At 52.7% G+C, this 17,377-nt stretch carries 13 protein-coding genes (1 of these 13 running past the window's edge); all 13 read right to left on the reverse strand.

Annotated elements, in window-relative coordinates:
- Nucleotides 1–130 precede the first annotated feature (130 nt).
- Nucleotides 131–1,006 carry a prephenate dehydrogenase/arogenate dehydrogenase family protein gene (locus tag HZA73_10345; GenBank protein ID MBI5806429.1) on the reverse strand — a complete coding sequence of 292 codons (876 nt, stop codon included), beginning with the start codon at nt 1,004–1,006 and terminating at the stop codon, nt 131–133.
- Nucleotides 999–2,285 carry an MFS transporter gene (locus HZA73_10350; protein MBI5806430.1) on the reverse strand — a complete coding sequence of 429 codons (1,287 nt, stop codon included), beginning with the start codon at nt 2,283–2,285 and terminating at the stop codon, nt 999–1,001. The genes HZA73_10345 and HZA73_10350 overlap by 8 nt, the downstream gene beginning before the upstream one ends.
- A gap of 112 nt (nt 2,286–2,397) precedes the next feature.
- A complete protein-coding gene (hflX, locus tag HZA73_10355; protein MBI5806431.1) occupies nt 2,398–3,468 on the reverse strand; it encodes a GTPase HflX in 1,071 nt (356 codons plus the stop codon).
- Nucleotides 3,469–3,584: 116 nt separating this feature from the next.
- Nucleotides 3,585–5,564, reverse strand: a complete 1,980-nt coding sequence (locus tag HZA73_10360; protein ID MBI5806432.1) for a tetratricopeptide repeat protein — start codon at nt 5,562–5,564, stop codon at nt 3,585–3,587.
- 121 nt (nt 5,565–5,685) lie between these two features.
- Nucleotides 5,686–6,444 (reverse strand): GNAT family N-acetyltransferase, encoded by a 759-nt coding sequence (locus tag HZA73_10365; GenBank protein MBI5806433.1) that lies wholly within the window; start codon nt 6,442–6,444, stop codon nt 5,686–5,688.
- Between the two features lie 378 nt (nt 6,445–6,822).
- On the reverse strand, nt 6,823–8,448 hold the full coding sequence (locus HZA73_10370) for a B12-binding domain-containing radical SAM protein (protein MBI5806434.1): 1,626 nt from the start codon (nt 8,446–8,448) through the stop codon (nt 6,823–6,825).
- 64 nt (nt 8,449–8,512) lie between these two features.
- Nucleotides 8,513–9,256, reverse strand: coding sequence for a class I SAM-dependent methyltransferase (locus HZA73_10375; GenBank protein MBI5806435.1), 744 nt, complete (start codon nt 9,254–9,256; stop codon nt 8,513–8,515).
- Between the two features lie 17 nt (nt 9,257–9,273).
- On the reverse strand, nt 9,274–10,500 hold the full coding sequence (locus HZA73_10380) for a hypothetical protein (GenBank protein MBI5806436.1): 1,227 nt from the start codon (nt 10,498–10,500) through the stop codon (nt 9,274–9,276).
- Between the two features lie 8 nt (nt 10,501–10,508).
- Nucleotides 10,509–11,720 (reverse strand): hypothetical protein, encoded by a 1,212-nt coding sequence (locus tag HZA73_10385; GenBank protein ID MBI5806437.1) that lies wholly within the window; start codon nt 11,718–11,720, stop codon nt 10,509–10,511.
- Between the two features lie 320 nt (nt 11,721–12,040).
- On the reverse strand, nt 12,041–13,936 hold the full coding sequence (locus tag HZA73_10390) for a tetratricopeptide repeat protein (GenBank protein ID MBI5806438.1): 1,896 nt from the start codon (nt 13,934–13,936) through the stop codon (nt 12,041–12,043).
- Nucleotides 13,937–13,953: 17 nt separating this feature from the next.
- On the reverse strand, nt 13,954–15,198 hold the full coding sequence (locus HZA73_10395) for an asparagine synthetase B (protein ID MBI5806439.1): 1,245 nt from the start codon (nt 15,196–15,198) through the stop codon (nt 13,954–13,956).
- Nucleotides 15,199–15,322: 124 nt separating this feature from the next.
- Nucleotides 15,323–16,633 (reverse strand): tRNA (N6-isopentenyl adenosine(37)-C2)-methylthiotransferase MiaB, encoded by a 1,311-nt coding sequence (gene miaB / locus HZA73_10400; protein ID MBI5806440.1) that lies wholly within the window; start codon nt 16,631–16,633, stop codon nt 15,323–15,325.
- A gap of 123 nt (nt 16,634–16,756) precedes the next feature.
- Nucleotides 16,757–17,377, reverse strand: partial view of a tRNA (N(6)-L-threonylcarbamoyladenosine(37)-C(2))-methylthiotransferase MtaB gene (gene mtaB, locus HZA73_10405; protein MBI5806441.1) — the end only. 621 nt of this gene lie beyond the right edge of the window; only the last 621 of its 1,242 coding nucleotides appear in the window; its start codon lies beyond the right edge, outside the window; it ends in the stop codon at nt 16,757–16,759.

Raw genomic sequence — 17,377 nt, forward strand, 5'->3', positions numbered from 1 at the left:
TTATAAATAGTTATATTGCCAAAGTCAATAGTAAAAACAGAAAAACTTACAATTTATCTGGAAGCCATTTGCATGAAGGGAACTGCCCGGGATTGTTGTTTTTTGGGCTTGGGAAATGCCTCCGGCCCGGTTAATTTTTCCCTTCTAATACCGCTGACAATTTCTGGGTCAGTTCCGCGCTTAAACCCTGCTCTTTGGCCTTTTCCAGCACGTCCTGACCCAGCATCCGGTAGATCTGCTCATAGGGGCCGCCCCAGTTTTTCAGAGCCTGCAGATGCCCCTGAACCGTGGCCAGATCCCCCCGCATGACGGGTCCGGTCAGGGACCCGGTCAGGCCGTTCAGTTTTATGTTTCCTTCCAGACTATGCACCATGCCGGCCATCATCTGCCCGGCCGATTCCTCGTCCGCCCCGGCTTTGATCAGGGCCTGTTTCGCGCCCAGCCACAGCGCCACCGCCAGGTACGAGGCCATGGCCCCGGCCGCGTGGTAAAGCGCCTTGTCCTGTGGTTTGATGGTGATGGAGAAACCGTCCAGCGCGGCCACCATTTCCCGGGCCTGCTCCACCGCCACAGCGTCGCCCTCCAGGGCAAAATAAGCCCCGGCCAGGCTGCCGGCCTGCATCTTCCGGGCGATGCTGACGAAGGGGTGCAGCGACAGGGTAAAGACCCCGAACAGCTTCAGCGAGACCAGTATCCCGGACGGCAGAAAGCCCGAGGTATGGCATACTATCTGTCCCTTTTTAAAGGCCTGTTTGGCGGCCAGGTTTTCGGCCACGGTTTTGACGGCCGAGTCCGGCACGGCCAGGATCACCAGGTCAGCCTCTTTGCCGGCGGCGTCCGGATCGGCGGTGGCCAGCGGAGCCCCCAGCGCCTGGGCCGCTTCCCGGGCGGCCCCTTCATTGACATCGGCCACCGCGATTATCTGATAACCTTTCTGGTGCAGGGCCAGGGCCAGGCTGGTTCCCAGCTTTCCCGCCCCGATCAGGGCCAGGGTTAGTTTAGCCATTGGACAATCCTCCCAAAACCAGTGCCGGTGTTTGGCCCGGGTTGCGGGCCATGTTTCTTTCCACTTTGACGAAGAACAGGTAATAGGAAACGGCCGAGACCGCGTAGCAGAAAGCCGTCAGGTAATAAGGCACCGAGTAACCGTAACGCTGCATCATCCAGCCGGAGAAGGCGGTGGACAGTGCCCAGGACAGGTTCCAGGCCATGGCGGTGATGCTGTTGGCGGTGGCCCGCATTTTCTGGGGCAGCACCTCCATGGTAAAGGCGTTGCCGATGGGGGAAGACATCTGCATCAGGCTGGCCCGCATCCAGAAGGCCAGTACCGCCAGGATCAGGCTGTTGTCCACCGCGCCCAGGGTCACTAAGAACGGCAGGGACAGCAGCTCCATCAGCACCACGGTCTTGACCTTGCCCATCTTCCTGGCCAGCTGGGGCCCGGCCATCACCGCCAGGGCGGTGGCCACCTGGGCCACCGAAAAATAGACCCCGATCTGGCCGCTGGTGGAATGGAACCTCTGGGCGAAATACAGGTTGAAGAAAGGTATCACCAGACCCGCCCCCAGCCCCACCCACAGGTTGCACCAGGAGAATTTGCCGATCAGCTCCCAGTCCTTCTTGTTCCCGCCCCAGATCGGTCCGGCCTCGTCCTTCCCGGCGGCCGGGATCTCGGTCATCCGGGACAGGGGATACAGCGAGGCAAAGGCCATGGCCGATCCGGCCACCAAAGTTATCCGGTAAAACCAAAGTCCGTCCGGGTTTTTGATCAGCAGCCCCAGGATCTCCGGGAGCTTGCCCCCGGCCAGGCTTCCCAGCACCCCGGCCAAAAGGGTCACCGCAAAGGAAAGCGAGAACAGGTAGGTCCGCTCGCCCGGCCGGCTGTTCTCCATCATGAACGGCGCGGTGGAAATGGTGTAGACGGTGACGGCCAGTCCTCCCAGGAAGCTGGAAGCCACCAGCAAGCCCTTGCTGACCGTCAGGGCCCGGACCAGCAGGAACAGGCTGCCCAGAAAACTGGCCCCCAGCATCGAACGCTTGCGGCCGGCCTTGTCCGAGTACATCGCGGCCGGGATGGCGAACAGGCCAAAAGCCAGCCCGCTTAAGGAAAGCATCCCGCCGATGAACCCTTCCTGGAAACCGGCCTCTTTCAGATAGAGGTTGAAGATCACCCCGACCATGGCGTAGCCCAAACCTATCAGAAAATTGGCCTGCAGGTAAAGACGGGCGTTGGGGGAAAAATCCCTGATGGTCTTGATGTAGTTGGTGACGAATCTTTTTATCAAAAAAGTCAGAACCTATGATTATATACTTTTGACTATGGCCTTTTATTCCCTGGGATTTGTCCAATCAGAACTGAACCCCTGTAATCCAAACCCAATAATCAGTTCCCTGAGATCAGTTCCCTGTTACCCGTTCCGCTATCGCCTGCTCCAGTTCCCTGCGCCCCCTGCCTTCCAGCGCCGAGATGAACAGGGCTTTGGAATGGCTCCATTTGAGTTCGCTCAGGGTCTTGGCGTCCAGCTTGTCGATCTTGTTGAAGACCAGGATCTCCGGCTTGTCTATCTTCAGATCCTTCAGCACGGCATGGACCGCGTCCATCTCCTCCTGCCGGGCCCGGTGGGGGGTGTCGACCAGGTGCAACATCAGGTCGGCCTCGGCCACCTCCTCCAGCGTGGCCTTGAACGAGGCCACCAGCTGGTGGGGCAGCCGCCGTATGAAGCCCACGGTGTCGGTCAGCAGGAATTTGTGGCCCGAGGCCAGCACCACCTGCCGGGTGGTGGCGTCCAGGGTGGCGAAGAGCCGGTCCTCCACCTTGACCCCGGCTTTGGACATCAGGTTCATCAGGGTGGACTTGCCGGCGTTGGTATATCCCACCAGAGCCACTTTGAATATCTGGCTCCGGGACTTGCGCTGGGTCTGGCGCTGGACCTCCACCTTCTTCAGTTCTTTCTTCAGGGCGGAGATCCGGTCCTTGATCTTCCGGCGGTCCAGTTCCAGCTGCTTTTCGCCCGGCCCCCTGGTGCCGATGCCGCCGCCGGGGTCGGACATCTGCAGGCCGGCCCCCACCAAGCGGGAGAAGCGGTACTGCAGCTGGGCCATCTCCACCTGGATCTTGGCTTCGGCGGTGCGGGCATGAAGGGCAAAGATGTCCATGATCAGCTCCGAGCGGTCTATCACCCGGCAGCCCACAGCTTCCTTGATCTTGAAGGCCTGGCTGGGCGAAAGCGGGTGGTCGAAGGCCACCAGGGTGGCCCCGCTGTCGGCCACCCCCTTGGCCAATTCCTCCACCTTGCCCTTGCCGATGAAATAGGCCGGGTCCGGGCGCTGACGACGCTGGACCACTATGTCTATCACCTGGGCACCGGCGGTGTTGGCCAGCCGGCCCAGCTCTTCCAGGGATTCCTCGGCCTCGTAGGGGTTTGCCCGGCCGGTCACCAGGCTGACTAATATTGCTTTTTCGGACATGGTTGTTATTGATTATTGATTTTTGGTAGGGGGCAATTCATGAATTGCCCCTACTGAATATTATTTACCAGAAATAATTACCGTAAATCAGGAAAATCCTGTCTTCCCTCGTGCTTTTAATACCCGCCGGAAACCTTTTTCAAATTCTGGGCCGCCTCGGAACTGGGGTCCAGGGCTGCTCCCTTGCGCCAGTATTCCACCGCTTTGTAGCGGTTGCCCCTATTTGCTTCTATTATGCCCAGCCGGTTGTAGGGCCAGGCGTCGCCGACCGAAACCTTGGTGGCCGTGATGTAAAGTTTTTCCGCTTCCTTGATCTTGCCCTGAGTCTCCAGTACATAGCCCCAGTTGCAGTAGGTCAGCCCCAGGTTGACATCATATTTTACCGCCTGTTTGTAGGCGGCTATGGCCTGGTCTATCTTGCCCTGCCGCAGATAAACGTTGCCCAGATTGTTAAAGAGAATGCCGTTGGTGGGGTCGTTCTGCAGGGCGATCTTGAACTGTTTTTCTGCCTGGTCCGGCAGGTTGCGGCTGAAGTAATAATTCCCGGCCATTACATACGGCATCCTGGCCTTGGGATCCTCTTGGGCCTTGGCTTCCATTTCCCTCAGGAAGATCTCCGGCGGCAGGCTCAGGTCGGGCAGAGCCGGGTTGACCACCATTCCATAAGTTTTTATCAAATCCCGGTATTTTTCGTTGTTCCGAACATAGATCAGGCAGGCGTCGTCCCAGAATACCAGCGTCCAGTTTTTGCTGTCGATCAGATATTTGTTGAACATCTCGAACTGGGCCACCTGTCCGGTCAGACTGTAGGGCAGGAATATCCAGTCTATCTGATACTTGTCCAGCAGGTCCAGCCGCCCCCCGAATATCTTGAACTGGTCCTGCAACACCTGGGTGTTCTTGTAAGGAAGAACCCTGCCGTCCACAAAGACTGGGACCTGATGCCAAAGCAGGTATGAGCCTATGTCGAAATCGTTGAAGACCCGGGATTCGCCCCGGTGCTGTTTCAGGAACTGCACCCCGCGCTCCGAATTCATCCGGGGCCGCCAGCCCAGTCTGAACCTTTGCCACAGATGCTCACCGCTGCGCTGGAACAGCAGAGCGCCTGTCAATATCACCAGTATCAGCCCAATAAAGGAAACCTGCTTGATGATTTTGCATCTTGCATTTTGCATTTTAAATTTGGGCAAAATGGCCTCCCCCGCCCCCTGCCAATTGGCGGCAGTGAAGGAAAAAGACAGCCAGGCCAGGAACCAAAGATATCTGGTAGCCAGATACGTCTGCCAGATGAAAACGACATACAGCAGCCATTCAGAGATCCTGGTTTTCTTGACATTGAAGGCCAAACCTAGCCCGGAAAACCCTATCCATATCAAGCCGTAAATAACAAATGGTTCGCGGGAGAAGCCCGGAGACAAAAGCGGTTGGTATTCCAAAACAGATTGCACAATGAAAACATCAAAAGCCTTGGAGGCTGGTTCAACAAAAACCTTTAAACTGTCCACGGTAAGGCTGAAACCATAGGGGGTTAGTCCCGTGGCCAGCAAAGCCAGACAGAATGCGGCCACTGACCATTTAAAAAATGTCCAGCCTTTTTTAATAAACCCGGCAAATAATCCATCGATTAATGCTAACCCGTAAAGGCCCAGGCCGATAATATAACCTAAATGCATATTGGCCCAGATTACGAACATTCCTGCGGTGCTTAAAAAGAATACCTCTTTTTTTATCCGTTCGGAACGGAAAAGTTCCAACAGGTAAAGCGATAAAACAAAAAATACAAAGCTGATCACCTGGATCCTCTCTGCAAAGGCATGGTTCAGCAGCAACAAAGCCAGAGCCGAGGTCAGCAGAGAAGCAAAGGGCGATGCCCCTCTTAGTCGCATGATCTGCAAGCCCAGTAGAAAAGCCAGTACCAGGGCCGCCGCTTTGAATAAGATGATCCCATTGATTCCCCAGAGCGCAAAAAGGCCGTAGAACAGCAGGCTGGAAAGCCATTCGTGAAAGGGCCAGGGCTGGCCGTAGGCAGTATGGCTCCACAGATCTATCGTGGGTGCATGCCCGGTCTGGGCCACGTAGCGGCCGGAGGCCAACATGATGTAAATGTCTGGGTCGGAAGCAGGATAGACTGCAGAAAGGATGACCAGCGCAATGATGGTTGCATAAACGGCCGGCCAATGCCAACTGTGACCAGCTTCAAATACTTTTGTTTTGCTTTTATTTTTCACGTGTTTTAAAGACATGTAGTACGGGATAATATTTACGGAAATTAAATATATCTGTTTTTGATATTATCCAATTCACAAAAAGGTTTGAATGCCTGACAAGAAGGTATCTCTCCGAGGGTGTTCCCCCTAACCGCATTTTTGTGAGCTCTGCGGTCTGCCCCATTTTCAGGCAACTATACTTGTTCTCAATGGCGTATCTGACCGATCCCAGCAGTAAATTCACATACGTATCAAATTTGTTGTTCTTAGACACATCGTAGCCGATATACAGCAGATGAAGGTCTTTGCCGTCCGGGACCAGCAGCGCCCAACCCAATACTGAATCTCCACACCTCATTTTGATATAATGATGTTTGACGGGAAACAACCTGAAAAATTCCTTCAATAATGGATCGCTGTCATCCTTTGCGGCCTTATGGACAGCCATAAAGAGTTTGTAATCTTCATCGGTAAACTCATTTCCGGTATGTTGGATGAATTTTGTGTCCTTTCCCTTTTTCAGCGAAGCTGCGATCTGTTTGCGGTAATCTGACCTCATTGATGCCAGATATTGGCCGAAATCATCCCATCTGACCCGTATGTCAACCGTTAATAAAAATCGTTTCCAACTCCAACCTGTGATGTCCCCGCCCCGCTGTTTCAATCCCACTATCCATTGAAAACCCTTATATCTCCCATCATCAAATGCCTGGGCTGCCACCGAAAGATTCTCTTCTGGGGCAAATCCTGCCTGGCTGCCGTAGATCATGGGAATGCCGCAAACGGTTACCGGCAAGCTCAAGAACAACGGCCCTATGCGAAAAGGCAGCCTCGTTGAGTACAGCGTTCCGGCGGTCCCAGTCCCGGAATGTGAATGATGATAGAAATACCTTTGGCATACCGGGTTGGTCTGCTCCAAGTGAGCCAGATATCCTCTGGAATTGAACAAACTACTGCCCGTGAACAGACTGTCCCAGTCAGCCGGAAGTGATCCTGCCGCCGTGAAATAGGCCGTTCTATCCAACGCCCAATCTCTTAAGAATGGTTTATTGACAGGACACATGATGATCTGATTTTTTATCTGAACTCTGCTTTATCATTCAGTCACTTTGACCACAACGGTGATGTTGTATAGCGTTCAGGGCTTTTAATAAGCGGTCCGTCTGGTAACGGTGGACGTCCTAGCTCCGGCCAGTCTCCTGTTTATTAGCGCCCACAGGACCTTAACCCATGAGCCCGGTCCCATCTTTCCTATCCCCAGATCCCCGAACGAAGTAATCCATCCCGCCAGCAAATGATCGTATTCATGGCGGGTGTGCTCTTTAAAATGTTTTATCAGCCTGCCGTAATTAAGATAGGCCGGCACCATCCCCAGAAAATATTTTTCATCATCCCTTTCCGCGGTTATCATCTCAGGCAGTTCACCGCCGTCGAACAGGTCAAAGGGCAGGGTCTGTACCAGCTCATCCATATATTCAAGCATCCCTATGTTTTTCTTCTTTGCCGCCAAGCGGATGACAGATTTGAACTTGGAGTTTGCCTGGATGAGGCAGGTGTAATTGGCGTATTTTATGGCCTGTTTCACATCCTCCGGAAGAAATGTGTTGCAAGCCTCCACCGTACGGACGACATCATCCCTGAGTTTGAACCCGTATCTCTCTCTGTTCCGGAAGAATTCCGAACCCGGCAGCAGGATCAAGGGGTTGAACTTTATCAGATGCACCTTGTCCAGGCTCAGGGCGAATTCGATGCTCCGTTTGCAGCCCTCCAAAGTATCGCCGGGCAGGGGGTAAATGATATCCACCAGCAGCTGAGCCTTCCTAAGTTTCCCGGAAATCCTTTGAAAACGTTCCCGGAAAAGTATCGGATCAAAGCTTCGCCCGGCTTTCTCATTGGGCTCTGGATCCACCGCCTGAATGCCAAAACTGAAGTCTTGATTGGGAAGCTGCGCCATCAGGTCAATCAGCTCGTCATCGACATGTTCAAGATTGAGTTCAAAGTAGAATTTCTTCTTCGGGGATAGCTTGATTATATGCGCCAGTACGGTCTTTGCCCTTTCCTTATTGAAGAAAAGGCTGGCATCGGCCAGGTATATGTTTTTTATCCCCGGCTGCCGGCAGATAGTTTCGAAATCTCCAAGAATGCGTCCCATGTCATAGTATCTCATTTTCTTGTCAATGGCCCAGGCGCAGTATCCGCATCTGTAGGGGCAGCCCCTAGAGGTTTCAATGCAGATATTCTCCGCCCTGGGGTGATCCCGAACTATCTGACCGTGAACCGGAGGGATCTTGTTTAGGTCTATCATCTCGATGCTCGGAGCAACCTGAGAACTTCTGGTGGTGGTTCCCGGTATGTTTTCTATCTTCTTCAGCCCGGCGAAATATTCCAAAAGTTCTTTAAATGCTTTCTCCCCTTCCCCGGTCACCACTATGTCGATCTTCCGGTTGCCAGCCAACAGATCTTTCTCCACGCCGGTAACCTGCGGTCCTCCAACAATAACAATACAATCCAATTGCTTGATCACATCCAGTGTTTTTCGGATGTTGTAAACATATAGCGAAAACCCTACCGCGTCCGGATCCTCGCTTTTGATCTTACGTACGATTTTTCCTACTGAATCCTGACGGCCGAATTGACTGGTGGCAATGTCAAAACTCTTTGAGACCTCAAACTGCCCGGCATAAGCCTTCAAGACATAAGGTGCCAGGCCGACCCAGTCACCCCCATAGAGCCCGTCGTATATGTTGACCAGCATTATTTTTTTTGTCGGCATGGCTGATTTTGCTTATTGTTTGGCGCCCATTTTTCTGTTTCACCAGTCTTTAATGGATGCTACTTTATTTTTTAACTGCGCTGGCATTCAGGACGAATGAGTTCAGCAGGTGGGGAAAAAACGGGAACCTGCCCTGGAAGCGTAATTTGATGCTGCCAAAACCCAGATCTGTAAGAGATTTTCTAATTGCTCTAACCGTGTATCTCTTCATAATAATTTCCGGATCATCGACCGGTCTGGGGCAAAGTGTCTGCTGACTTTTGATCAGCTTAAGGGGAAAAGAATCCGTTGACGGGAATCCGTCGCAGTTCCGCAGACAATAAAGCGGATAAAAAGGCAGTTCCCAAAGACCTTGCTGAACAAGTGTGGTAATAAGTATCCTTCCGTCCGGTTTTAACACCCTGTGGAGCTCCCTCACCAATTTTACGGGATATTCCGCGCTCAACAAAATGCCCATTCCCAAAACCAGGTCAAAGGTCCCGCTTTTCAAGGGAAGGTGGTTGGCGTCGGCTTGGCTCAATTTTTGAGCCTGGGCCGGATTCCTTTCTTTTGCCAGTAACAGTGTATTCAAGGAATAATCAATTCCCACGACCTCATGCCCCATATCCGAGAGCAGCTGATAATAGTAACCAGGCCCGCACCCAATATCGGCTATCTTTATTTTTTGGTGGAATAGTTCTTTTGCCTGCTTAAAAATGAATTTTTGTTGGGCAAATATCGTTTCCGGGTCCCACCAACAAGATTTTTGCCAGTCCGGTATATTTTTCAAAGCCAGATAATCGTACCGGCGTTTCCATAGGTCTTCCATTCTTTCCAAACTATCACCTAATATAGATTTGTTTCAATTACATTTGAAAGGACTACAAGGGAAACTGAAAACACTGTTTTTATTTTCCCATATATGCGGCGCAGCTTATATCTTGTAATATTGGCCAAATGCATTGCCTCAGGTTTGCAATCTGTTGGATATAGTATTTTTGCAGTGTTGTCCTTGTTGAGTAATTGCTTGATAAATTGATTACGCCAGGGCATGACTTTTCCCTTTATCCACTCATCAAAATAAACCCAGAAATACCCGGGCCTGGCAATAATCTGAACATCAGGGGTCTCTCCCGTGGCCAACTTCACCGCCATTTCCGCCATGCCGGCGCCGGCCATCTGGGAAACCCTTTGACCCAAACCATAGCGGGGATTGAATTCGATGAAATCAAATTCTCCGGTATCCCAGTTGCGCATGAATTCTATGTCGCAGATGCCGCTGTAGCCGGTATCGGCCAGCATTTTGCACCCAGCCTCATAAAGCTCCTGGTGGTAGATAGTGCGGACGATCACTCCGCTTCCATAAGGCCAGGGGTCAGTTTTAACCTTTTGCATCATGCATACTGCATAAGGTTTCCCGTCTTTAACGGCAGCCCCGAATAAGAACTGATTAAAGTCCACCCCCGGCACCATTTCCTGGATCAAAGGAGAGAACCCGGCTTCCTTTATTTTTTGGCAGGCTTCGTTCAATTCGGCTTGGTTACGGGCTATCAGCACCTTGGAACCGAGTTTATCCCTGAATGAGATCGTCTTCGGGCTATAACGGGGTTTTACCACCAGCGGGTATTTTAACTTTCTGGTGGGGGTTTCATCCTTGTCCAATATCGCCGAATTTGGGGCCGAGACATCTGCCGTCGCCGACATCTGCATCTGGTTCCATTTATCAAAATAACTTTCCAGTATCTCAGTGTCGCAAAAAAGAGTTTTGAATTCGGAAGCGAGCTCTTTATGGTATTCGGAGATCCACTTGCGGCATTTTTCATTCACACCTAACAGAACTTTAAGGCCCGGTTCGCTTTTGGCTAATCTTAATAATTCCTCCAGCAGACCAGCGGGATCGACATCGGGCAAGGGCATGGATATCCCCCGGGCTTTCCTGGTATGCAGGGCGATGTCATTTTTCCCATGGCCGATGACCGTAACTGTATAACCTGCTTCATAAAGCTCTCGGGACATTTCCAAACCCAGAAAATCCCCTCCCAAGATAAAAACAGATGGTTTGATTTTGTTCAAAATGCCGCCTATTCGTCAATTGTTGCTATTTTCGGCCGGGCAAACGAAAACTCAGTTTCCATCGGTACAAAATAAGCCCCGGCGCCTTCGATCACCAATATATCCCCCATTTCCAGCTCCGGCAGCCGAACCCCGGCAAACAGCCGGTCCCATGGCATGCAGGTGGGGCCCACAATGTCATAAGTTCTTTCAGCCCCGCTGCTCTTTCCCAAAACAGACACTTTCCTGGTTTCGCCCACTAGTGGCCCGGCAGCGCCCACCCTGCCGCCATCAACAATGGCATATTGCTTCCAGCCTGACCTTCGCAGACCTACTACCCTGACCGCCAGAATCTGAGCATCCCCAGTTATCAAACGGCCCGGCTCGGTCCACATTTCAAGGCTCTCCAAACCGTACTTCGTTCTGGCCTGTTTGAAATATCCCGCTGCCTCCGACAGTATTGCAAATCCGTCATCCGGCCCTGCCACCGGGGCCGGCCACGGCCTATCCCAAAGCCTCAGCCAGCCCTGCTCCCACAGGGTCAGCAGCCGCATGTCCTTGCCGGGAAAGCCGCCGCCGATGTCCAGGGCCCTTATGTCAGCTCCCAGTTTGAGTTTGATGGCTTTTATGAATTCCAGGGCTTCGTCAATCGCCCGGCGATATGTTTCATAATCACTGCTGCCCAGATGGAAATGGATCGTTTTAATGTCCATCTTTTTATTGACTGTGATCCTTTCGACCATGGCATAAGCAGAGCCGTCCCTGATCACATGCCCGAACTGCCCCTGCCAGCCTACCGAGGGACGGACCCTCAGGCCTACGGCAATCTTTTCTTTGGCGGTTTTCGCCAGATCTTCGAGAGTGTCAAGCTCCTGCGGGGCGTCAATGTTTATGCACTTGATCTTCATTTCCACCGCAGATTTTAAGGCCTGGGGAGATTTGTATATCCCATTGAACACTATCCTGTCGGGCTTTACTCCCAGATCGAGCGCCAGGTTCAGCTCCCGCTCCGATATCACTTCGGCCCCGGCCCCGTTCTGATGCAATACCTTCAGAACCTCCGGCACCGGATTTGTCTTGTAGGAATAGAATATATTGCCCTGCCATCCGTAAGGAGAAAGCGCCTCCGCCGCTCGCTTCAGGTTTTCCGCCGCCTTGGCTCCAAAGGCGATCTGCAGGGGTGTGCCGTGCTCCCGGATCAGATCAAGGATCTTCTGGCTGTATTTTATTTGAGTTTCCATATCTTACCGAGATTATTTTTTAATATTTGTTCCATTAGAATAGTAAACAGGTTATTAATCGGTGCCAACCCCGGGATGTCGCATTAAATACTATCAGTGAGCATCGCAGTTGACGGCGGTTAAAAGCTTGTCTGCATGTTTGAGGGCTGGCCAAAGCCCGAGTTCAGACAAGCCCGCCGTCAGCGAGAAGCGCAGCGCCCGGATAGTATTTTGCGACGAGTTTTTTCTTTTTGGTTCTTTTTCTTAGTTGGCGGTACAAAAAAGAAACGCCGTACTGAGATGGGGGCTATGCTTTACAGACGAAGTAAAGAACATACTGGTCATTTATTTGTTTTGCTTTTCAGTGAAGGCCTTAAGGAAAATGCTTTGTTCAATTCAATTTCCGCTTCCTGCCTCCGGTCCTGTTTTTGATATAACCGTCCCAGATTATAATGGGCCTCGGCGCTTCCCGGGTTGACCCCTATCGCCCTCAGATATGTTCTTTCCGCTTCCGGCAGATTGCCCTGCTGTTGGTAAACCGAGGCCAGGTTCACCAATACGCCGGGATCATCGCCTTTGATCTCCAGAGCTTTCCGGTAATAGCACAAAGCCTGGCCCAGGTCGCCTCTTTGGTGGTAGATCGTTCCGGTCCCGGCCAAAGCCCCTTCGTTCCTGGGATCATTCTCTAGTTCTTGTTGATAGTGATACAGCGCACTATCCTCCTGGCCTTTTTGCTGGTAGGCCACGCCCAGATTATAATTGGCCCCGGGGAGATCGGGTCTGACCGCCAGCACTTCCTGTAAAACCTGCCCGGCGCTCTCCGGCCGGCCGTTTTTCAGGTAGAGGATGCCCAGGTTTAAACCGGCTTTGACAAATTTTGGGGATATTTGCCGGGCTTTCAGGTATTCCTTCTCGGCCGCCTGAGGATTGTTTCTTTGGGAATATACCAGGCCCAGCGCATTATGGGCCAGCGCCGAGTTTGGTGATTTTTTTACTGCCCTGGTCCAGCAGCTTAGGTCGTCTTTAAAGCTTCGGCTATAGGCAAAAGATAATGCTCCCAGCAACAATGCCAGAAAGAAACATCCTATCTCTCTTTTTTTGCCCCCGGCAGGCAGGTCTAATATTTTCAGTTCCAGCAATAAGATCAGAAAGCCTATCAGCGGCAGGTAAAGCCTGTGGTCCAGAAAGGCGTTGGTGTCTCCGGCCAAAAACAGGCCCGGCAGAAGAAACAAACCGAACCAGATTACCCCGAAGGTGAAAGTTCGTTTGTTCCTTATTCCCCCGATAACAGCTGCTGCAATCAGGGCCGCCAGAGATATCAGACCGTAAACAAGATTAATGTCTTTGAGGTCCCGCACCAGCGTCAGATCGAACGGCAAACCTATCCTTCCGAACACGGAAACCAGCGTGATAAGAACTTCCCTTGGGAGTAAGAAAGACAATGGGGCCGGATCATACATCGCCATGGCCGACGACCTGGCCAGGTACCATAATAAAATTGCTGCCAGCCAGGTTAAAACCGATAGTATCACTTTCCTGGATTTTTCAACTCCGTTGTCCGTCAATAAGAATATAGCTCCCAAAGCTGCCCCCGGGAAAGCCAGGGCCGTTTCCTTGGTAAACAGTGCAGCCAAGAAACAAACTCCCTGAGCGGCCAGATTTATGATCCTTTTAGTTTCAAGGAACCGCAGGTGAAACATCATCGCTGCCAAAACCCAGACAGCCAGCATGGAATCGTTGCGGCCAGGCAACCAGGATACAGCGCTGGCCAGTACCGGGTGAACAGCCAAGATCATGGCTGCGGCAAAAGCAGCTGGGCGAATGTACTTAAGTATGACAAACAGGCCAAAGGCCAGCCAAACTGCCGCAATATGAAATAGCAGGTTGTTTAAATGGTATATCCAGTGCTTGTTACCGGCAAGGAATGAGTCAAACAAAATGGAAACCGCCAGCAGCGGCCGGTAAAAGAACAGCCCGGGGCCGGATCCAAAGGCGCTTTCGCTGAAGGCCGCCTTTATGCGCCCGAGGTCAAGTGCCTGCCCCGCCTGCCGGGAGACCAGGCTGACATCATCGTACCCGACAAAGCCAAACCTTATGGTCTGCCCATAGACCAACGCCACTGCCAGCAGCAGCCAGATATAGGGCTTGAGACCGTCAAGAAAAATACTTAAATAACTGCCAGCCGGGACAACACTGATTTTTTCTGTCTTTTGGCTGCGGTGCTTGTTTTTTTTCATGAAAGATTGCTTGTCTGTCAGGTTTTAAGCTGCTTCTTTTTGGCTGCCGGGAACAGGATGTTGTTGAGGATCAGCCGGTAGCCCGGAGAATTGCGGAAAAGCCTCAGGTCGGTTGCCGGGTCGCCCACCATGTGCTGATAGTCCTCGGGATCATGCCCGCCGTAGTAAGCAAAGCTCCCCTGGCCGTAGATCCCATGCAGGTATTTTACCTCTTCGCTGCCGGCTACTTCGGCCAGGATCACGATCCCCGGCTTGATCTTTGACCTTCTGAAACCCGTGTCCTGTCCCATGAATTCCCGCACCAGCGCCACGTGGCTCTGCACCAGCATGCAGGATATGGGGTCGTACTTGGCCGAAAAATCGAACAGGGTAAAGTAGGTTTGGGCTCCGCGGGCCGCCGCCTCCTGGGTGACGTCGAGGTCCGAATGCTCGTAAACATAGGGGTTAACCATCAGCGAAAAGTCCCGGAAGGCCAGGGTTTGGCTGAAATCCAGCCGGGAAGAATAGCCGGGATCGACCGGGTCCCCGTCAAATTCCCGGGGCACGATGTCGGTGGCGGCCGCCGCCAGGGCGATGTCCAGGGTGGCCGGGGCCGAGCACATGGCGAACAGGAATCCCCCCTGGAACAGGTACTTTCTGAGTTCCTGTCCCACCGCCAGTTTCAACTTGCTGACCTTCTTATATCCCAGTTTTTGGGCCGTCCTGGTATTGACCTTTACATCATTCCGGTACCAGTCTGTATTCTGATAGTTCAGGTAGAACTTGCCGTACTGCCCGGTAAAATCCTCGTGGTGCAGGTGCAGCCAGTCGTATTGCGACAGGGCCCCGGCCAGCACCTCCTCGTCCCACAGAGTGGCATAGGGCACCTCGGCATAATCCAACACCAGGCGCACCGCATCATCCCAGGGATCGTAGGTGGGCGGGACATAGACCGCCAACTTGGGAGCTTTTTCCAGCTCGATCCGTTCCATGTTGGCCGGCTCCATCTGTCCGTATATTGACTGGATATCGCCGTCGGAAACTATGGAGAAGCTTACCCCGCGCAGGTTGCAGAGCTGGCCCACCATCTGATCTTGATCGGTCAGAAATGACCCGCCCCGAAAGTTCAAAAGCCACTGTACCTTGATCCCCTGTTGCAAACAGCGGTAAACCACTCCGTAGGCCTTAAGGTGATCGGACTGGTTGAGGTCCATGGGGATCAAAATTCCACCACTGAAAGCCGGGGAAGCCAAAAGCAGGCAGAAAATAGCGGAAAAAATCAGACCTTTGGTTATCTTTACAAAGCTTGATGGCATAACGTATTAGTTTAAGGCTAAATCGTTGATTTGTCAAGTTTTTTGAGTGTTTTTGGAATAAAAAAAGGCAGCAAACCTGCTGCCTAAAAAATCATTGGACGACCTCTCCGGTCAAAGTGGCCTGGGTGGCCTTTTCTATCTTCACTTTCACCAGTTGGCCGGGATTAAGCTCCCTGCCGGAATTTACTGCCACTGTCTTGTTCCCCCCCGTCCGGCCCATGAACTGGCCTTTGGCCCGTTTGCTTTCTTTCTCTACCAGCACTTCGTGAGTTTCGCCGATGTCGGCCCGGTTGGATTCTATGGTGATCGCCTGTTGGATTTTGATCAACAGGTCCAACCTTCTAAGCTTCTCACCTTCGGATACTTCACCGGGGAGATCCGCCGCCGCCGTCCCCGGGCGCTGGGAGTACTTATAGGTAAAGGCCCCGTCGAATCTGATCCCCTGCACAGCTGCCAGGGTCTCCTGAAACTCGCTTTCGGTCTCGCCGGGAAATCCCGCAATGATGTCCGTGGTCAGTACCAGACCGGGCATGGCCTGCCGGGCTTTGGCGGCAAGTGAGGCAAAATGCCCCATGGTATATCTGCGGTTCATCAGGGCCAGTATCCTATCGCTGCCGGCCTGCAGGGGGAGGTGCAGGTGCTGGCATATCTTGGGCTGTTCCGCCATCACGGCGATGAGCTCATCGCTGAGATCCTTGGGATGCGAGGTGATGAACCTTATCCTTTCGATCCCCTCCACCCGGCAGGCCTGCAGCAGCAGCTGGGAGAAGCTGATATCCTGCCAGCGGTACGAGTTGACGTTCTGCCCCACCAGGGTGACCTCTTTGATCCCCTGCCGAGCCAGCACCCCCATGTCGCTGATCACCACCGGAGCCGGGCGGGAGGATTCTGGCCCCCGCACATAGGGAACGATGCAGTAGCTGCAATGGTTGTTGCAGCCCCGCATCACCGCCAGCTGGGCGGTGACCTGCCCGATGAAATCCGGACCCAGTCCGTTCTCTTGAAAAGGAACTGAGATGTCATCCCGGCATAGCTGGAGGTCTTCCATAAACAACCGGTCCAGGATCGCCGGTAGTTCGGTGTAGCTCTTGGTGCCGATCACCGCATCCAGGTGCTTGAAGCGCTCCAGCAGAGTTTTGCCCTGTTCCTGGGCCACGCAGCCGCAGAAGATGAGCTTGAGCCCCGGCTTTTTCAACTTAAGGCCTTTTAGCTCGCCCACCCGGCCCAGCACCCGCTCTTCGGCGTGCCCCCGCACCGCGCAGCTGTTGATGATCACCGCATCCGCCTGTTCGGAAGACTCAGCCTTGTTCATCCCGGCTCCGCTTAAAAGCGATGAGATGCAGGCCGAATCGTAAACGTTCATCTGGCAGCCGTAGGTCTCTATGTAAAAGGTCTTGGACATTTGTTCAATCACGATTTCCCACTATTAACCACAAAAGGCACATAAATCGTTATAACGTTACTACGTAATAACGTTAAACGTGGCTGATTTGTGTCCTTTGTGCTTTTTGTGGCTAAATATTTTTCAGTCCGCTAACTCCCCGTCCATGCCTTGTTCATTGGCCGTGAGCAGCTTCACCGGCAGCATTTTGTTCCTGAGTTCAGCATCAGACCTGACCGTGACCCGAAAATAGTGCTCCCCCAGACCGGACCACTTCCCGTTATCCTGGACTTCAAACAGGACGGCTGTACTTTGCCCGGACAAGGAACCCCAGTGCTGGTGCTGTTTTTGGGAGAACATCTCCCGCATTCTTTGGGACCGCTCTTTTTTTATCCCTTCGGGGATCTGGCCGGGCATTTCGGCGGCTTTGGTCTGAGGTCTTTTGGAATAGCTGAAGACATGCAGCTGGCTTAAGGGAAGGTCTTTGGCCGCGTTGTAGCTTTGCCCAAACTCCTGCTCGCCTTCCCCGGGAAAGCCCACGATGATGTCGGTTCCGAAAGTCATTTCGGGAACGGTCTTTTTTATTTTATTAAGCAGGGCGGAGAAATATTTCATGGAATAGGGACGGTTCATCAGTTTCAGGATTTTATCGTCGCCGCTCTGCAGGGGAAGATGCAGGTGCCGGGCCACTTTGGGAAGTTCCTCTATGGTCTCAATCAGATCATCGCCTGCATCGTCTGGTTCCAGCGAGCTTAAGCGGATCCT

This window comes from candidate division TA06 bacterium, assembly GCA_016235665.1.
Classification (GTDB): Bacteria; Edwardsbacteria; AC1; order AC1; family EtOH8; genus UBA5202.

Excerpts from the sequence above, each read along its gene's own strand:
- HZA73_10345 (MBI5806429.1), bottom strand. The coding sequence starts at position 1,006 with ATGGCTAAACTAACCCTGGCCCTGATCGGGGCGGGAAAGCTGGGAACC.
- hflX (MBI5806431.1), bottom strand. The coding sequence starts at position 3,468 with ATGTCCGAAAAAGCAATATTAGTCAGCCTGGTGACCGGCCGGGCAAAC.
- HZA73_10360 (MBI5806432.1), bottom strand. The coding sequence starts at position 5,564 with ATGTTGGCCTCCGGCCGCTACGTGGCCCAGACCGGGCATGCACCCACG.
- HZA73_10365 (MBI5806433.1), bottom strand. The coding sequence starts at position 6,444 with ATGATCTACGGCAGCCAGGCAGGATTTGCCCCAGAAGAGAATCTTTCG.
- HZA73_10370 (MBI5806434.1), bottom strand. The coding sequence starts at position 8,448 with ATGCCGACAAAAAAAATAATGCTGGTCAACATATACGACGGGCTCTAT.
- HZA73_10375 (MBI5806435.1), bottom strand. The coding sequence starts at position 9,256 with ATGGAAGACCTATGGAAACGCCGGTACGATTATCTGGCTTTGAAAAAT.
- HZA73_10385 (MBI5806437.1), bottom strand. The coding sequence starts at position 11,720 with ATGGAAACTCAAATAAAATACAGCCAGAAGATCCTTGATCTGATCCGG.
- HZA73_10390 (MBI5806438.1), bottom strand. The coding sequence starts at position 13,936 with ATGAAAAAAAACAAGCACCGCAGCCAAAAGACAGAAAAAATCAGTGTT.
- miaB (MBI5806440.1), bottom strand. The coding sequence starts at position 16,633 with ATGTCCAAGACCTTTTACATAGAGACCTACGGCTGCCAGATGAACGTT.